General features: G+C 43.7%; 14 protein-coding genes, 1 tRNA gene and 1 pseudogene. 13 read left to right on the plus strand and 3 right to left on the minus strand.

The window, feature by feature from the left end; genetic code table 11:
* Positions 1-4: 4 nt before the first annotated feature.
* The 11 genes and pseudogenes from BN3282_RS10695 (at position 5) to BN3282_RS10745 (ending at position 14211) form a co-directional block, all read left to right on the plus strand.
* Positions 5-1522 carry a lipopolysaccharide biosynthesis protein gene (locus BN3282_RS10695; RefSeq protein WP_059069055.1) on the plus strand — a complete coding sequence of 506 codons (1518 nt, stop codon included), beginning with the start codon at positions 5-7 and terminating at the stop codon, positions 1520-1522.
* 9 nt (positions 1523-1531) lie between these two features.
* The gene (locus BN3282_RS10700) at positions 1532-3289 is read left to right on the plus strand and encodes a DUF6020 family protein (protein ID WP_059069056.1); all 1758 of its coding nucleotides are present in this window, start codon (positions 1532-1534) and stop codon (positions 3287-3289) included.
* Positions 3255-4221 (plus strand): annotated as a pseudogene (locus BN3282_RS10705) (glycosyltransferase family 2 protein). The gene BN3282_RS10700 and the pseudogene BN3282_RS10705 overlap by 35 nt, the downstream one beginning before the upstream one ends.
* Positions 4218-4610 (plus strand): GtrA family protein, encoded by a 393-nt coding sequence (locus BN3282_RS10710; protein WP_059069058.1) that lies wholly within the window; start codon positions 4218-4220, stop codon positions 4608-4610. The pseudogene BN3282_RS10705 and the gene BN3282_RS10710 overlap by 4 nt, the downstream one beginning before the upstream one ends.
* Positions 4611-4757: 147 nt before the next feature.
* The gene (locus BN3282_RS10715; protein ID WP_082667530.1) at positions 4758-6110 is read left to right on the plus strand and encodes an LCP family protein; all 1353 of its coding nucleotides are present in this window, start codon (positions 4758-4760) and stop codon (positions 6108-6110) included.
* A gap of 213 nt (positions 6111-6323) precedes the next feature.
* Positions 6324-8324 carry a hypothetical protein gene (locus BN3282_RS10720; protein ID WP_154821487.1) on the plus strand — a complete coding sequence of 667 codons (2001 nt, stop codon included), beginning with the start codon at positions 6324-6326 and terminating at the stop codon, positions 8322-8324.
* Positions 8325-8425: 101 nt separating this feature from the next.
* Positions 8426-9859 (plus strand): cohesin domain-containing protein, encoded by a 1434-nt coding sequence (locus BN3282_RS10725; RefSeq protein WP_059069062.1) that lies wholly within the window; start codon positions 8426-8428, stop codon positions 9857-9859.
* Positions 9860-10005: 146 nt separating this feature from the next.
* Positions 10006-11832 (plus strand): glutamine--fructose-6-phosphate transaminase (isomerizing), encoded by a 1827-nt coding sequence (glmS, locus tag BN3282_RS10730; protein ID WP_059069063.1) that lies wholly within the window; start codon positions 10006-10008, stop codon positions 11830-11832.
* Between the two features lie 151 nt (positions 11833-11983).
* Entirely contained in the window at positions 11984-13279 is a 1296-nt protein-coding gene (locus BN3282_RS10735; RefSeq protein ID WP_059070404.1) for a S1C family serine protease, read from the plus strand.
* 401 nt (positions 13280-13680) lie between these two features.
* The gene (locus tag BN3282_RS10740; protein WP_242866631.1) at positions 13681-13980 is read left to right on the plus strand and encodes a LytTR family transcriptional regulator DNA-binding domain-containing protein; all 300 of its coding nucleotides are present in this window, start codon (positions 13681-13683) and stop codon (positions 13978-13980) included.
* Between the two features lie 9 nt (positions 13981-13989).
* Positions 13990-14211 (plus strand): helix-turn-helix transcriptional regulator, encoded by a 222-nt coding sequence (locus tag BN3282_RS10745; RefSeq protein ID WP_082667531.1) that lies wholly within the window; start codon positions 13990-13992, stop codon positions 14209-14211.
* A 61-nt stretch (positions 14212-14272) separates the two neighbouring features.
* Here the strand turns inward: BN3282_RS10745 and BN3282_RS10750 are convergent, their stop codons facing one another.
* Genes BN3282_RS10750 through BN3282_RS15505 form a run of 3 tightly spaced genes read right to left on the minus strand, consistent with a single transcriptional unit; the run spans position 14273 to position 15466 of the window.
* Entirely contained in the window at positions 14273-14890 is a 618-nt protein-coding gene (locus tag BN3282_RS10750) for a manganese catalase family protein (protein WP_059069067.1), read from the minus strand.
* Position 14891: 1 nt separating this feature from the next.
* Positions 14892-15161 carry a spore coat protein CotJB gene (locus tag BN3282_RS10755; RefSeq protein ID WP_059069070.1) on the minus strand — a complete coding sequence of 90 codons (270 nt, stop codon included), beginning with the start codon at positions 15159-15161 and terminating at the stop codon, positions 14892-14894.
* Positions 15158-15466, minus strand: coding sequence for a spore coat associated protein CotJA (locus BN3282_RS15505; RefSeq protein ID WP_059069072.1), 309 nt, complete (start codon positions 15464-15466; stop codon positions 15158-15160). The genes BN3282_RS10755 and BN3282_RS15505 overlap by 4 nt, the downstream gene beginning before the upstream one ends.
* Before the next feature lie 108 nt (positions 15467-15574).
* Here BN3282_RS15505 and BN3282_RS10765 point away from each other — a divergent pair.
* A tRNA-Pro gene (locus BN3282_RS10765) sits at positions 15575-15649 on the plus strand.
* A gap of 130 nt (positions 15650-15779) precedes the next feature.
* Positions 15780-17660, plus strand: a complete 1881-nt coding sequence (gene asnB / locus BN3282_RS10770) for an asparagine synthase (glutamine-hydrolyzing) (protein ID WP_059069073.1) — start codon at positions 15780-15782, stop codon at positions 17658-17660.
* Positions 17661-17668 lie beyond the last annotated feature (8 nt).

A 17668-nucleotide genomic window follows, 5' to 3' on the forward strand; every position in this document is an offset into this window, starting at 1 on the left:
CTGCATGAGAAGTAAACTGGCTTTTAAAAATATGGCGGCAAATCTGTTTTTACAGGTGATCGTGTTTTTGTCAGGGATCATACTGCCGCGTTTTATCCTGGAAGCATATGGCTCCAGCATCAACGGCATGATCACATCTGTCAATCAGTTTTTAATGTATTTGGGACTGGCAGAAGCCGGTGTGGGGACGGCCACAGTGGTCGCGCTTTATAATCCGTTGGCTCTAAAGCGCACAGATGAGGTGAATGGGATCCTTTCTGCTTCAAGGCGTTTTTACAATCGTTCGGGTATGTTATTCCTGGGGCTTGTATTGGTCTTAGTATATGTGTATCCGTTTTTGATCTCTCGGCAGTTAGATACGGGACTTGTTCGTGGGATGGTCTTTGTATTGGCGAGCAGTACGCTTGTGGACTATTTTTTCCTGGGAAAATACAGGGCGCTTTTAATGGCAAACCAGGAAGGGTATGTGGTTGCGCTGATACAGGCGGCTGGTACGATCGTGAATATGGCAGTTTCTATCGTGCTGATCTATATGGGTGCCGGTGTCCTGGCGGTAAAAGCAGTGGCTACAGGGGTATATATGCTTCGCCTGATTTTGGTCAGGACGTATGCAAAGCGCAGACATCCGGAACTGAATTTCCATGCCGAGCCGATAGAAGAAGCTTTGAATCAAAAAAACGCAGCTTTATTACATCAGGTCGTAGGGATCATCGTAAACAATACCGATACAGCGATTCTGACAATCTGCCTAGGCAGCAGGTCCTTGCTGGAAGTCAGTGTATACGGAACATATATGCTGGTAGTTAACGCAGTGAATCAGTTAATGACCTCTTTTTCCAATGGTTTGACTGCGGGCTTCGGGGAAGTGATCGCTAAGAAAGAAGATGCGGTCTTAAAGAAAAGTTATTCTAGTTATGAATACATGTATATGGTGATTTTGTTTATTGTGATCGCCTGTATGGGTGTGCTGATTCTTCCGTTTATTCGGATTTATACGATCAATTTGGAAGATGTTTCCTATGTACGTCCGGTGTTAGCTGTTTTATTTACGCTTATCGTGCTCATGCAGAATGTAAGAATACCTGGGCTTACGATCATCTGCGCGGCCGGTCATTATAAAGAGACGAGGCGGCAGGCAATCCTGGAAGCGGTGCTTCATCTTGTAGTATCGCTGTCTCTGGTCTGGAAATTTGGAATGGCAGGTGTGCTGATGGGTGCTGTGTGTTCCTACGGATACCGGTCCTGTGATATTGTATTATATAACAATAAATATCTTATAAAAGGTTCCGGGAAACGATCGTTCATCCGTATTTTTAGAAACGGGCTTGCGGCAGGCGTATTGATGTGGCTTGGACTTCTTTTGATTCCGCAGGAGATGACTTCTTTTTTTGTCTGGTTTGTCTATGCTGTAGGAATGGGAAGTGCATCGGTCGCAGGGATCGTGGCTGTGAATTATCTGGCGGAACCGAAAGAGTTTAAAGAACTGCTGGCAAGAGTGAAAGGTATATGTAGAAATAGGTGAGAGGGGAAAATGAAGAAGATCAAGACGGTGATAAAAAATATTTATATACAGGTACTGGTGATCACAGCGGCGCTGATCTGGACATTACAGCTGCGGACATCGAATATTTTTACTGTGCTGCTTTTAGTAGGTGTATATTGTCTTTTACAGACAAAGACACCGGCACAAGATAAAGTAGAATGTTGGATCGTCGGTATCCTTTCTGCCATTTTTTCTGTTTTGTGGGTGGCGGGAAACTATGAAGCCTATCAGCTGAGCGGTGTGAAAAAGATCGTACAGTATATGATCACGGTATATGGGCTGTATTTGCTGCTCCATCGTGTGTTAAGTCTGCTTTTTCATAAGCTGCTGTCTGTGGAATTATATAAAGAAAGAGAAGGGAAAATAAAGCCCTGGATGTTTTTTGCAGGTGCGTTTGTCATTTGTATGGTATGCTGGCTTCCGTATTTTCTAGCCTATTATCCGGGGATCATCACAGATGATGCAGAGTGGCAGCTGGCTCAGGCGCTGGGACTGCGCTCTTACAGCAACCATCAGCCCTGGATCCATACGATGTTGCACAGGCTGTTTTATGTACTTGGTTTTTCTTTGTTTCATACGCCGAACGCAGGTGTGGCTGTCTGTGTTTTCATGCAGATGTGTGTGATGGCAGGTACCTATGCCTACCTTTTATTAACATTTTATAAGGAGAAGCTGCATCCATATTTTATTTTAGGCAGTCTTGCCTATTTTGCGCTTTTTCCTGTCAATGCATTTTATGCAGTGACGTTATGGAAAGATGTACTGCTCGGGGCGGTCGTACTCTTGTTTTCTCTGTCCATATGGAAAATATGCAGAGAAAAAGAGGGGGAAAAAGGAGCGGGCAAATATATGTTGTTTTTTATAACAGGTGTGCTACTCTGTATATTGAGAAGCAATGGATATTATGCATATCTTTTGTGTATCCCGTTTTTTATCTGGCTGTTCAAGGGCAGACGAAAAAGAATTCTGTTGTTATGCATGCTGACAGTTCTGCTGGCTTCAGTTTATAAGGGGCCTGTCCTAGAGCAGTATCATGTAGTTCCTCCGGATGTGATCGAATCTTTATCTGTTCCGGCACAGCATATCGCCAGAGTCATCGCGGATGGCGGAGAACTGAAGAAGGAACAGTATGAACTGTTGGAAAAGGCTGTGGATGTCGGGCAGATTAAGGAAGTGTATGATCCGACGATTTCGGATCCTATAAAAACGCTAGTGAGGCAGACCGGTGACCAGGAATATATAAAAGAGCACAAAGGTGACTATTTCCGGCTATGGCTGGAATTGGGGTTCTCCCATCCCTCTACCTATCTTAAAGCACAGATTGACCAGACAAAAGGATACTGGTATCCGGATGTACAGTACTGGGTCACGACAACGATGATGAAAGAAAATGATTGGGGGATGTATCGGGATCCGAAACTTCCTGAGCCTGTCGTAAAAATACTGGGAGTATGGGAATATATATATAGGGGCATACCGGTTCTGGGGCTCCTGTGGAGTATCGGCTTTTATACATGGCTGTTGTTTGTGTTGATCGGCGCTGCGGTCAGGAAGGGAAAGTCGATCCTGCCGTTTCTGCCTATGGTTGCGATTCTTATATCTTTGTTTATCGCTACGCCGGTACAGGCGGAATTTAGATATAGCTATGCAATGGTCACAGCGATGCCGTTATTTATCGCGATCGTCTGTGAAAAGAAAATGAGGAGGGAATATGCAGAAGATAGCAGTATTGATACCATGTTATAATGAAAGTGTGACGATCCGGAAAGTGGTAGAAGATTTTAAAGCAGTCCTGCCGGAAGCGGTCGTCTATGTGTATGATAATAATTCTTCCGATCACACGGATGAAATCGCCAGACAAGCGGGCGCTGTTGTAAGATACGAATACCGCCAGGGAAAAGGAAATGTGATCCGCAGCATGTTCCGGGATATTGACGCGGACTGCTATATCATGGCAGACGGAGATGATACATATCCGGCAGAACATGCAAAAGATATGGTGAAGCTTGTATTGGGGGGGGGTAGATATGGTGATCGGAGACAGGCTGTCGTCTACCTATTTTACAGAGAATAAAAGACCCTTTCATAACTTGGGCAATAAAATGGTACGTTTCTTTATCAATAAACTGTTTGGCAATGAAGTGCATGATATTATGACAGGATACAGGGCGTTTAGCAGACGTTTTGTAAAATCTTTTCCTGTTTTGTCAAAAGGGTTTGAGATAGAGACGGAAATGACGATCCATGCGGTGGATAAAAATTTCCTGTTGGAAGAGATCCCGATTATGTACAGAGACAGGCCGGATGGCAGTGAGTCGAAGTTAAATACGTTTGCGGATGGGATAAAAGTGTTGTCTACGATAGCGACTCTATTTCGGGAGTACAGGCCGTTTGCGTTTTTTTCCTGCATTGCGGCAGTGTTATGGCTGCTGGCGGCAGGTCTGTTTATTCCGGTATTGATAGAGTTTTTGCATACAGGACTGGTACAACGGTTCCCTACGTTGATCGTATCTGGGATCATTGCGGTGATGGGAATGCTTTTGTGGGTGTGCGGGATCATTTTGACAGTGATCGTAAAAAAGCATCGGCAGTTATATGAGATACTTTTGAACCAGATAGAGATCGAGCAGAGGATACGGGAAAGAGTGGAAACGGGGAAGGTCGGAGAGGAAGAATGAAAAAACTGGCGGCACAGATTGTAAAATTTGGAATCGTAGGCGGAAGCGCTTTTTTGATCGATTATGGAATTTTGCTTATATTGACAGAATTCTGCGGCATCCATTATCTTCTGTCAGGGGGAATCTCTTTTACTGTGTCAGTGATATATAATTATATCCTAAGTGTAAAATGGGTGTTTGATGCTGGCAGGCAGGAAGATAAGAAAAAAGAATTTTTGTGGTTTGTGACTCTTAGTGTGATCGGACTGGGGCTCAATCAGCTTTTCCTCTGGATCTTTGCAGAAGTCCTGCATGTATTTTATATGTTTGCTAAAATCATCGTAACGGCGATCGTTATGGTGTACAATTTTGTGACAAGAAAAATTTTTCTGGAAAAACGCCCGGCATGAAAGTGGGATGTTATATGACAGACCATATAGGAATTCTATGAAAATAGTTGAATCTTTTTTTTCTTTGTTGTACTATGATAAACAGATGAAAAATAGAGTGTATACAGTAAGAAAATATAAATCAAAATTTACAAAGAGAGGAATTGTATGTCCAAAAATGTAAGAAGGCGCGGCAGAAAACTTGCCCGCAGAAAAAGAGGAAATTGGTTTACGAGAATGCGTACCTGGCAGAAGGTTTTGCTATGCTTTGCCGGGGTTTTTGTCTGTCTGTTGGCAACAGCAGTGACCTATGTGGCGGCAAAATGGAATAAAGTCGATACACAGAAGATCAAAGCGGAAGATTTGATCATCAACAAAGAGGTACAGGAAAATATCGATCTGGGAGAAGGGTATACAAATGTAGCCTTGTTCGGTGTGGATTCCCGTGACGGAAACTTAGGGGAAGGAAATCGTACCGATTGCATCATCGTAGCAAGCTTAAATAATGAGACAAAAGAGATCAAGATGGCTTCAATCTATCGGGATACGCTTTTGGATCTGTCAGAAGGGACTTATCAAAAGTGCAATGCGGCATATAGTTTCGGTGGTCCTACTATGGCGGTAAATATGCTGAATATGAATTTGGATCTGGACATCCAGGATTATGTGACTGTGGATTTCGGAGCTATAGCAGACGCGATAGATCTCCTGGGCGGTCTTGAAATGGATATTACAGATGAAGAAGCGTACTATATCAGTGAATATTTGCAGGAGACTGCTGACTCAGCCGGGAAAGAAGCACATTTTCTGGATTATGGCGGACATATGGTCCTGGATGGAGCGCAGGCGACGACGTATGCGCGGATCCGTTCTACGGAAGGCGGAGATTTTACTCGGACAGAGCGTCAGAGACTTGTGATCGAGAAAATTGTAGAAAAGGCGACAAAAACAGATCTTGGAACTTTAAATAAAATTATTGATGAAGTATTTCCACAGATTTCTACCAGCTTTACTCTGCCTGAGATCTTAAATTATGCAAAAGCATATAAAGACTATAAATTGGCGGGAAATACAGGCTTCCCGATCGATCTGACAACGGACACGCTTTCGGAATTGGGAAGTGTCGTGATTCCGCAGGATCTAGCGAGCAATGTATCCAAACTTCATGAGTTCTTGTTTGGCACGACCGGGTATACACCGTCGTCTACGGTCAATACACTGAGTGCGAATATTGCTTATAAAGTAAGTTCTGCGGGCAGTGCGTCGAATACCGGCGATACAGGAACAGATTCTGTAGAAAGTCAATATGTGCAGGATGACAGTAGTTCTGATATTTCAGAGGATTATGTGGATCCAAATACGTCGGGGACAACAGAGCCGATAGAGCCGGCGCCGCCGGAAGCGCCGCCTACAGAGGACGGTTCACAAGATACAGGCGGCACAGGAAATACAGACGGCGGCACATCAGGAGACGGCAATACGGGAGACGGAACCAATACAGGAGACGGCACAACAGGATGACGAAAGTGCAAATATAGGATAAAAAGAAAAGTCAGAAGACCGCAAACGTGTTCGTCTGGCTTTTTATATTTAGGAGTAATAATAAAAATGGGATCACAATAAAAACGTTGTCTTTTTCTGTAAAATGGGTTATAATTTGCGTACAAATATCGTGGGGAGATTTGTAGAAACAAACAGGGAAGTGTAAATAAAAGAATAAACAGGGGTGATGAAATGAAAAGAAGAATGTCTATTGCATTGTTGTGCTGCTCAATGGCGCTTGGCAATGCTCTTGTAAGTATGCCTGTCAAAGCATCGGATCCTATAGAAGGAACGGATCCGTACACGGCAGTGGATTTTGAGTCTTATCTGACAGAGCAGGGTTTTCCGGAAAGTTATAAAATTGAATTGAGAAGATTACATGAAGTATATCCAAACTGGATCTTTGAGGCGCAGCATACAGGGCTTGAATGGGCAGAAGCGCTGCAGGCGGAGAGTATAATCGGAAAGAATCTGGTGCCGGCTTCCAGTATTAGTTCATGGAAATCTACAGATGACCAGGCGTATGACTGGGATACCGGTGAGTGGGCAGAATTTGACAGCGGCGGATGGGTGGCAGCCTCTCCGGAGATTATAGGGTATTATATGGATCCTCGGAATTTTTTGGGTGAAGATTCTGTGTTCCAGTTTTTAAAGCAGAGTTATGATCCGCAGACGGAGACAAAAGAAGGCATCGAAAATATGACCGCAGATTCGTTCCTGGCAGGGACATATGAGGAGAATGGGACACAGTCGTATTCTGCTGCTTTGATTCAGGCCGCGGAAGTCTCCAATGTGAATCCTTATGTCCTGGCTTCTATGATCATTATGGAGCAAGGCAGAGACGGTACCGGTGATTCGATTTCCGGGACGGTAGCAGGGTATGAAGGATATTATAATTATTTTAATATCGGAGCGTATAAGACAGCTTCTATGTCCGCGGTAGAAAGAGGCTTGTGGTTTGCAAAAGGATCCGGCGCAGGCGCGGTTAGTTATGATCGGCCATGGGACGCAAGAATAAAGTCTATCCTGGGCGGCGCCCTGCATTATGGAGAAAATTATGTAAACAAGGGACAGGATACATTATATTTGAAGAAATTTAATGTGCAGGGTGATAATCTTTACAATCATCAATACATGGCTAATGTAGCAGGGAGCGCTTCAGAAGGCAGTATTATGTCAGAGGCCTATACGGCGGCTTTTCGGACAGGAAATCTTACATTTAAGATCCCGGTATATGAAAACATGCCGGAGACAGCCTGCGTACAGCCTACGGGAAATGAGCCTCCTGTCCGGGAAGACCAGACAAAGCCGGAGGGAGAAAAGAATCCGGATGGTGAGACAAGCGGAAATGGCAGTGCAGAAGAAAATAATCCGAATACAGGAAATGACGGAAAGGAAAATATCAGCGGAAATATAGCGCTGACCGACGGCGAGGCGAAAGTGGGAGATACGGTTTCTGTAAAGGCCGTAGTCAGCAGTGAAGAGGCCTTGATCAGCAAATATTCTGTCAGCTTCATATATGATCCGGAATGTCTGGAATTTGTATCGGAGGATCTGGCAGCTGGAAAGGCAGGAATTGTAAATCTGGAAGGCGTATTGGATACAGAGGCAAAAGAGGTACAGGCAGATCTCACGTTCAAAGTATTAAAAGCAGGAGAACATTCTATCGGTGTATCGGAAGCAAAAGTAGTGACAGTAGATGAAGTACTGCTGACAATGAGCAGTCAGGAAGCAGTCATAAAGGGAGTGCAAAATATAGATCAACCGCAGGATGAGACGGTGGGAGAAGCGGGCTCATCCACTGACGGAACAGGAACACCTGAAAATATACCATCCACGCCATCGACTGACGGAACGGATGGGAACACGCAGCCCCCGGTATCTCAGAAAGGGGAAGAACAAGGCGTGAGCGGCAGTTCATCTCAGACAAAGCCGAGCAGTGAGCAGAAAGCTTCTGCCACAGGAGAGGAAAAGACAAAACCAAGACAAGATGGGCAGAGTAAAACGAAACAAAGGGTGGATAAACATGCGGAAGTGCCAGTTACAAAAGATTCCAATATCAGTGGGATCCTTGGCATAATAGGAGTGGCGGGGATCGCAAGCGCAGTATTGATCGTTATGACCGTACTTGTGATCGGCGTGGTGTCGGCAAGGCGGAAAGAAGAGGAAGATTCTGTATACAAAGATGAATAAACATAGACATTTTCTTATAAAAAGTGTATGATAGTAAAAGAGTCGGTACATACCGTATAGGGTGATGAAACGAGATTAAACACAAAAGAGAGGAATTCTACATGAAAGTATTGAAGAAAGCAGCCGCTGTTTTATTATCTGTATGTCTTGCACTGCCATTTGCATATATACACGTAGACGCGGCAGAAGGTTCTCTTACATTTTCTGATCCAACGACTAAGGTGGGGGAGAATGTAAGTATAGATATGGCAATAGAAGCGGGCGGCGCGGCACTGGGCGACGCGGATGTGACGATCAGCTATGATACTGCTGCGCTGGAGTTTGTCAGCGGAGCGGGAGTACAGACAGACGGTTCTGGGAAATTGCGGTATACGGGAAGCGGTACAGGCAGCGAGACAGAACTTAGGACGACATTGGAGTTCAAAGCGCTCAAGGCCGGAGATACGTCTGTCACGATAGACAGTTATACGGCCTATTTATATTCAGACGAGACTTTGAATCTGGCGGAAGGATCTTCGACAGTGAAAGTCGATGCGGCAGATGATGGAAGTACCTCTATAGAAGGTTCGGCTTCAGCCCAAACGGCAGCAGCGACAGATATAAAAGTAACAGTGGACGGGACAGAATATAGCTTTTCAGAAGCATTTACTTCATCTGATATTCCGGAAGGATATACAGAAACAAAGCTGACTTTTAATGGGGCAGATAGGAAATTTGTCTGCAGTGAAGGCGGCGTTTATCTTGGATATTTGGTCGATGCGTCAGGCGTGGGGAGTTTTTTCCTTTATAATGAGGAAGACGCGACCTTCTCTCCCTATGTGGAGATCGCGATTTCCGATACGACATCGATCATCCTGCTCAATGATCCCAAGGCAGTCTCTTTGCCAAAAGCATATCAGGAGACAGAATTGATGGTGTTGGATCAGACTTTTCCTACTTGGAACGATGCGGCGAGCAGCAGCCGATATTATATTATTTATGCGCTGAATACGCGGACTGGGGAAAAGGGCTTGTATCAATATGATATAGAGGATGAGACGTATCAGAATTTTGAGGCGCCGGAAGTGACAGAAGAAAAAGTGGATAACTCTTTCCTGGGTAAAGTAAAAGATTTTGTTGCCAAACATCTGCTGCTTGCAATGGCTGCAGGAACTGTGTTAGTATTGCTGCTTCTGATCTTGGTTATTGTTCTGGCAATCAAAGTTTTCCATCGCAATCAGGAACTGGACGACTTGTATGAAGAATATGATATTCCACTAGAGGATGAAAGGCAGGAGAAAGCGCAGACAACGGACAGATCCAGAAAGCAATTTGTCGGTTATGAAGACGAAGATGAGTACGAAGACGAATATGATGACGAGTACTATGATGACGAGTACGAAGACGATGCATATGAGGATGAGTACTATGACGAGGAAGACGAATTTGACGATGAATATGAAGAAGAAGTAAGCAGAACAAGCAGAAAAGGACAGGGGAGAAAAAACCGTTCTGATAAGGAAGATGACTATGATATAGATTTCATAGATTTGTAATTAATATTTAACAATTAAGAAAAGACAAAGCGGCTGGATATGAGAATATCCTGAGTTGCTTTGTTTTTTTGATTTACAATTGTTACAAAATTTGTTACAATATGTCCCATAATGAAATTATGAATATGCGAAGGGAGCAAGGACTTATGTGTGGTATCGTTGGATACATTGGAGACAGACAGGCGGCGCCTATACTGCTGGATGGATTGTCAAAACTGGAATATAGAGGGTATGATTCGGCAGGAATCGCAGTGTTTGACGGAAACAATATTAATATGACAAAGGCGAAAGGCAGGCTGAAGGTGCTGGAAGAATTGACCCATGATGGAGAGACGCTTCCGGGAGTGATGGGGATCGGCCATACGAGATGGGCGACACATGGAGAGCCTTCTGACTTAAATGCGCATCCTCATTTGAATAAGAGCGGGAGTATTGCGGTAGTACATAATGGGATCATTGAGAACTATTTGAAATTGAAGAAAAAACTGACTAGCAAGGGTTATGAATTTATATCAGATACAGATACAGAAGTGATCGCGCATTTATTGGATTATTATTATGACGGGAACCCTTTGCGTGCCATCACCAAAGTTATGCATCGTATGGAAGGGTCTTATGCACTGGGGATTATTTTTAAAGATTTTCCCGGCGAGTTATATTCTGTGCGAAAAGACAGTCCATTGATCGTTGGCCATACGAAGGATGGATGCATTATAGCATCTGATGTGCCGGCGGTACTGAAATATACGAGAGATGTATATTTTATCGAAAATGAAGAGATCGTGCGCATGGAAAAAGATACGATGGAGTTTTTCAATGTGGATGAAGAGCAGATCGAGAAAGTGCCTACCCATATCGAATGGGATGTGGATGCCGCCGAGAAGGGCGGATATGAGCATTTTATGCTGAAGGAAATGTATGAACAGCCAAAAGCGATCACGGATACTTTCTCGCCAAGAGTGAAGAACAATGAAATCGTGATCGATGAATTAAATATGTCAGATGAGGAAATACGGGCAATCAGAAAAATCATGATTGTTGCCTGTGGTTCAGCTTATCATGCAGGCGTAACAGGCAAATATGTGTTTGAAGGTATGGCGAGAATACCAGTGGAGGTAGATCTGGCGTCAGAATTTAGATATCGTGACCCGATTCTGGAAGAAGGAACGCTTGTTATTGTCATCAGCCAGTCAGGAGAGACGGCAGATTCCCTTGCAGCGCTCCGAGAATCAAAAGAAAGAGGGGCAAAAGTGCTTGGTATCGTAAATGTCGTAGGCAGTTCGATCGCCAGGGAGGCTGACAATGTTATGTACACTTGGGCAGGACCGGAAATTGCTGTTGCTACTACGAAAGCATATTCCAGTCAGTTGATCGCACTGTATCTTCTGGCAATCAAGTTTGCGAAGGCAAAGGGGAATGTGACAGAAGAGCAGGTGAAGATGTATATAGAAGATTTAAAACGGCTTCCTGAGCAGGTGGAGATGCTATTAAATAATAAGATGAAAATACAAAAATTTGCAAACCGATATTTGGCAGCTCATGAAGTATTTTTCATTGGAAGAGGGATCGACTATGCGATTTCTATGGAAGGATCTTTGAAATTGAAGGAAATATCCTATATCCATTCGGAAGCATATGCTGCAGGCGAATTAAAGCATGGGACAATATCACTGATAGAAGAAGGAACATTAGTAGCAGCAGTACTGACACAGAAAGATCTGTATAAAAAAATGATCAGCAATATGGTTGAGGTAAGTACGCGGGGCGCATTCGTGCTGGCAGTGACGAATGAAGGAAATGACGAGGTGGAGCGTGCGGCAGATTATGTGATCTATATTCCGGAAACGAATAAGTTTTTCGCGAATTCTCTTGCCATCATACCGCTTCAGTTGTTCGCTTATTATATTTCCGTAGGAAGAGGATGCGATGTCGATAAACCAAGAAATTTAGCTAAATCAGTGACAGTAGAATAAAAAAGTATGTGTATCATATAAAATGGGGATATCGAAGAGAGGGTATTCCCATTTTGTGGGCTTTTCAGAGTTTGTTAAATAATTAAACACAGATTTGACACAAAAGGCGGTTATGATAGGGGTATAGATGAAAGAAAGGAAGGAAATTCTTATGGAAAATCAATATAATTATTATAATCCGCAAGGACAGCCGGGAAACCAGCAGCCAGGTGAAAATAAAAAGAAAAAAAAGAAAATGCCGAAAGCGATAGCAGTAACGGGACTTGCGCTTTTGTTTGGATTAGTGTCAAGCGCCACGTTCATATCGGCAAATATCGTGGGAAATAAGATATTTAGATGGAACCAGGCTTCCGAAAAGAGTGTGCGCACTTCGTCTGGACAGATCAAAAATAATGCGTCTCTGACGCAGACTTCCAGTGTTGTGACGTCAGACGTTTCAGCGATTGTAGATGAAGTTATGCCGTCTGTTGTGTCAATTACTAATATGAGCGTACAGCAAGTGCAGGATTTTTTTGGCGGTGTTTATGAGCAGAACAGTGAGAGCGCAGGTACCGGAATCATCATTGCGCAGAATGATGAGGAACTTTTGATCGTTACGAATAATCATGTGATAGAAGGCAGCGATACGCTGACGGTTACATTTCATGACAATACCAGTGTGGAGGCGGCTCTGAAAGGGACAGATGCGGCGCATGATCTGGCGGTGATCGCAGTTCCTTTGTCTTCTATATCAGATGAGACAAAAGAGGAGATAGCCGTCGCAAAACTGGGAGATTCTACTAAGTTGAAGGCAGGAGAACCTGCGATCGCGATTGGAAATGCATTAGGATACGGACAGTCTGTCACGACTGGGGTGATCAGTGCGACAGATCGATCCAGTTCCCAGGCAGACGCAGAGAACGGAGAAATTACAGAAGCAGAGCAGAGCAGTGATGTGAAATTAATCCAGACAGACGCGGCTATCAATCCGGGAAACAGCGGCGGAGCCCTCGTCAATGCAAGTGGAGAAGTGATCGGAATCAATTCTTCCAAACTGGTAGGAGAGACAGTAGAGGGCGTAGGGTATGCGATTCCGATCAGTGATGTTTCAGATATCATTACAGACCTTATGAATCAGGAAACAAAGACAAAAGTAGATGAGGATGATCAGGGCGTGATCGGCATTACCGGCTTTGATGTGACGCAGAAGTATGCACAGCAGTTTAATATGCCTGTCGGCGTCTATATATCAGAAGTGGCAAAAGGTGGCGGCGCTGCCCAGGCAGGTCTGACAAAAGGCAGTATTATTACAGGGCTCAATGGTTCAGCGATTACCAGTATGGAGACGCTAAAGAATGAACTGCAGTATTATGAGAAAGGTGACAAGGTCACTTTGACTGTGCAGATACCGGAAAGCAATGGAGAATACACGGAAGAAGAAATGGATGTTGTATTAGGAAGAAAATAAAACGAAATAAACATAGGGGCGTGCTGCGGAAACATGGTGTGTGCCTCGTCAAGTAGACAAATAAAAAATATAAAGTTTTTGTGTTGTCCGGTATATACCGGGCAACATTTTTATGCTGCTAATACTTGTTTTTCGTAAAATTCCATCGGTACTAGGCTTCTGAGTACATGCCGCGGCGGACAGAACCTTTACTATAGGACAGACGGAAGAAATGTAAAGAAAATAAATATGGTAAATTATGACAAATTTCGACAAAGGATGAAAAAGGCTTTCTTGCAGCAAGAAAATGTAGTATCGTATATTAAGTTTATGTGGTGTTTTTCATAAAAAGATGATCGAGGGAGGAAAGAGCTACGGAAAAGAAAACACATATCTATATTTTGGATAAAGACAAAGTGTGGATGAAAGTGTGGACGGAAGATATTTATTACATTCAAACGCTTAAGTCCACGCATTATTGTGAAGTTATCACCAAAACTGGGAAAGGAAAGCTCAGAGCCGACATCACACCGCTGCAGAAAGAATTGTCAGATGAATTTTTTAAGACAAGAGCCTCTACATTGGCAAATCTAGACCTGATCTGCAAGATCGATACGAAGAAACGTCTCTTATATTTTGAGGAAGAAATCTGCTGCACTTATACAGAACGAGTAGCGAAAGAACTTAAACAGAGACTAAAGCTTCGCAGCTATAGAAAATAAGGTGCGGCCGTGCAGAATATATTTGCGGAAAGGCTGAAAATGCTGAGGCTTGAATATGGGATTTCCCAGAGTATGTTGGCAGATTGTATTGGCGTAACCAGACAGGCTATCGGTAATTATGAGAATGGAAAGCGAGAATGTGGGTTTGACATACTTATGATGCTGGCAGAAATGTTTGGCGTGACAACGGATTTTCTGATTGGTTATTCAGATAAGAGAAAGGATGAGTAAAATATTTGATCATTGCCGCCTCCTTGAGCTGGGGGCGGCAATGATTAGTTGTAGGACTACCTTATCTGCATCCGCAGTTCTGCCGTGTATCGAATTCGGGGTTAATAGCATAGAAATTTTTACTGTCTAGATTTTCCTGTACAATCCGCAGGCTTTCCCCAAAACGTTGATAATGCACGATCTCGCGTTCACGTAGAAAACGGATAGGATCACATATTTCCGGATCTTTTACGAGCCTTAGTATATTGTCATATGTTGTACGGGCTTTTTGCTCTGCTGCCATATCCTCATGCAGATCTGTGATGGGATCCCCTTTGGACTGAAAATACGTGGCAGTCCATGGAGCACCGCTTGCGGCCTGCGGCCAGAGAGCAAGTGTGTGATCGACATAATAGGCACTAAAACCGGATTTTTCGATTTCTTCAGGTGTCAGATCTTTTGTAAGTTGATAGACGATCGCACAGATCATTTCCATGTGGGCCAGTTCTTCTGTACCGATATCCGTCAGTACTCCGGTCACTTCCTTATATGGCATGGTATAACGTTGTGATAGATAGCGCATAGATGCGGCCAACTCACCGTCTGGTCCGCCGAACTGGGAGATGATGATCTGGGCGATTTTGGGATTGGTCTGGGTGATTTTTACAGGATATTGCAATCTTTTTTCATAATTCCACATATTAGCATCCTCCTTCCTGCCATGGCCAAGGTTCATTTGTCCAGTTCCATCTGTCTGTACAGGAAACACCGGCTGTATCGACAGTCAATGGTCCATAGTGTGAAGCATATTCCTTTAGTGCCTGGCTGCGCTGACGACTGTATTCCTGAAAATAGGAAAGCGCCTCCTCGTCACATGGATGGGTATCCAGGTAGAGCTTTACATCATCTACCGCAAAACTGACCTGATTGATATGGTTAAGAAGTTCATTTCTTCCAGGTTGACTGCTCATCGGCTGCATCCTCCTTTTCCATGGAATGGTTTATCAAGCTCCTGAAAAATAGTTCCCTGCTCAAAGGCTTTGCAGGTATCATAGATATTCTGCCATTTTTGCCAGGGGACATATGCCATAGCAAGAGGCATTGTATCTGCGTGACCGACAGAATGGCCGGGGCAATGTGAAGAAAAACGACTGTTCTGCGCAGTGTGATTTACGGGTTCGGGGACGGGGCGGAAACCGTTATTTTGATTCTGCATATACGGGCTGCGCATGGAAGGCTGCCGTCCATAACGCATATTGTTTTGACAATTCGCCATTTGCGTGTGCTCCTTTTCTAAAAATTTTACAGTACTATAGTATGGCGGCAAAGAAAAAAAGGTTCCGCTTTACTTTTTGGAAAAAGTCGTATATAATAAATAAGTCGCCGGGGTGTGGCTCAGTTTGGTTAGAGCGCACGGCTGGGGGCCGTGAGGTCGCAGGTTCGAATCCTGTCACCCCGATAAAGAGAGCTGCGCATCTGTCGGATGAGCGGCTTTTTTATATTCTTTGTTGTCTTTGCGTATAAAAGAGGCTATAATAATTAAGATTATAAGGAAAACATGTTGGCGAGATTATAAGGAGGCAGAGCAGATGTGTGGTTTTGTGGGCTTTGTTGGCGAAGCGGAAAATAGAGAACAAGTATTGACAGACATGATGAATACGATTATACACAGAGGCCCGGATAGTGAGGGGAAATATGTGGACGCGGATGCGGCGCTTGGGTTTCGCAGACTGAGTATCATCGATCTGTCCGCTGTGGGAGATCAGCCGCTGTACAATGAAGATAAAAGTATGGTTTTGGTATTTAACGGAGAGATATACAATTATCAGGAATTAAGAAAAGAGTTGGAAGAAGCAGGACATGTGTTTGTGTCAAATACAGATTCAGAGACATTGATCCACGGATATGAAGAATGGGGCGAACATCTCGTGGATAGGCTAAGAGGTATGTATGCGTTCGCAGTGTGGGATACAAAGGCAAAAAGATTATTTGTGGCGAGAGATATTTTTGGGATCAAGCCTCTGTACTATGCGCAGATGAATGGGACGCTTTTGTTTGGTTCAGAGATCAAGTCTTTTATGGAGCATCCTAAGTTTGACAAGGTGTTTAATGAAGAGGCACTTGGCAACTATTTATCTTTTCAGTTCGTTCCTACGAATGAAACCTTTTTTAAAGGAGTGTTCTGTCTGCAGCCGGGGCATTATTTGACTTATGAAAATGGAGAGATGCGTATTGTGAGGTATTTTGAACCGCATTTTACAGGAGACTGCAAAAAATCCTTTGAAGAAGTCGTGGATGAAGTAGAAAAAGTGATGAAGGAATCAGTAGAAAAGCATAAGATCAGTGATGTGGAAGTCGCCTCTTATCTTTCCAGCGGTGTGGATTCCAGCTATCTGACTTATCTAGGACAGGTGGATCATACATTTACTGTGGGATTCGATGAGGGAAAATACAGTGAGATACAAGATGCAAAGGAGTTTGCGGAGAGTATCCATATGAAAAATGACGCAAAGGTCATAAGTCCGGAGGAATACTGGGATAGGCTCTCAGATATTCAGTATTATATGGATGAACCTGTGGCAGATCCGGCGGCAATTGCCTTGTATTTCTTGAGTGAAGAGGCGGCAAAGAAAGTAAAAGTTGTTCTTTCTGGAGAAGGGTCGGACGAGTTGTTTGGCGGCTACAATATTTACTGTGAACCTTTGGAACATACCGGATTTAATAAAATTCCATTTGTGCTGCGCCGTCTGCTTGGAAAATTTGCGGAGTACTGCCTGCCAAGAGGCATGAAAGGGAGAGGCTTCTTGATCAGACATGGCAAAACGTTGGAGGAGCGGTATTTTGCCAATGCGACCAATATTTTTACGGAGAGAGAAGCAAATAAGATCTTGAAAAAGGGTTGTGAACCCGGAATCATGAAGGTGACTCGCCCGCTCTATGAACGGGTAAAGGATAAGGATGCTGTCACAAAGATGCAGTATGTAGATATGCATCTTTGGCTGGTACATGATATTCTTATGAAGGGAGATAAGATGGGGATGGCGAATTCCCTAGAAGTAAGAGTACCGTTTCTGGACAAAAAGGTCCTGGAATTGGCAGAGACACTTCCTTTGGAATATAAAGTGAGGGCGCCTAAGACAAAAGTAGCCTTAAGAGGCGCGGCAGAGAAAGTGATCAGAAGTAAAACGGCAGAGAAGAAAAAGCTTGGTTTTCCGATCCCGATCCGTGTCTGGTTGAAAGAAGATACTTATTATGAGCGGGTAAAAGATATGTTTACGTCAGAGGCGGCAAAAAAGTTTTTCCATACAGAGCTGCTTGTAAAAATGCTGGATGATCATAAAAATGGAAAACATGTAAATGAGAAAACAGACAACAGCAGAAAAATCTGGACGGTATATATTTTCCTTGTATGGTACGACAGATTTTTCGGGCATGGAAAGCCGGTACATCCGGAAATGAATGTTAGATAATTGGGGAG

Origin of the sequence: Mediterraneibacter massiliensis, from assembly GCF_001487105.1 — a bacterium.
GTDB classification, from domain to species: domain Bacteria; phylum Bacillota; class Clostridia; order Lachnospirales; family Lachnospiraceae; genus Mediterraneibacter; species Mediterraneibacter massiliensis.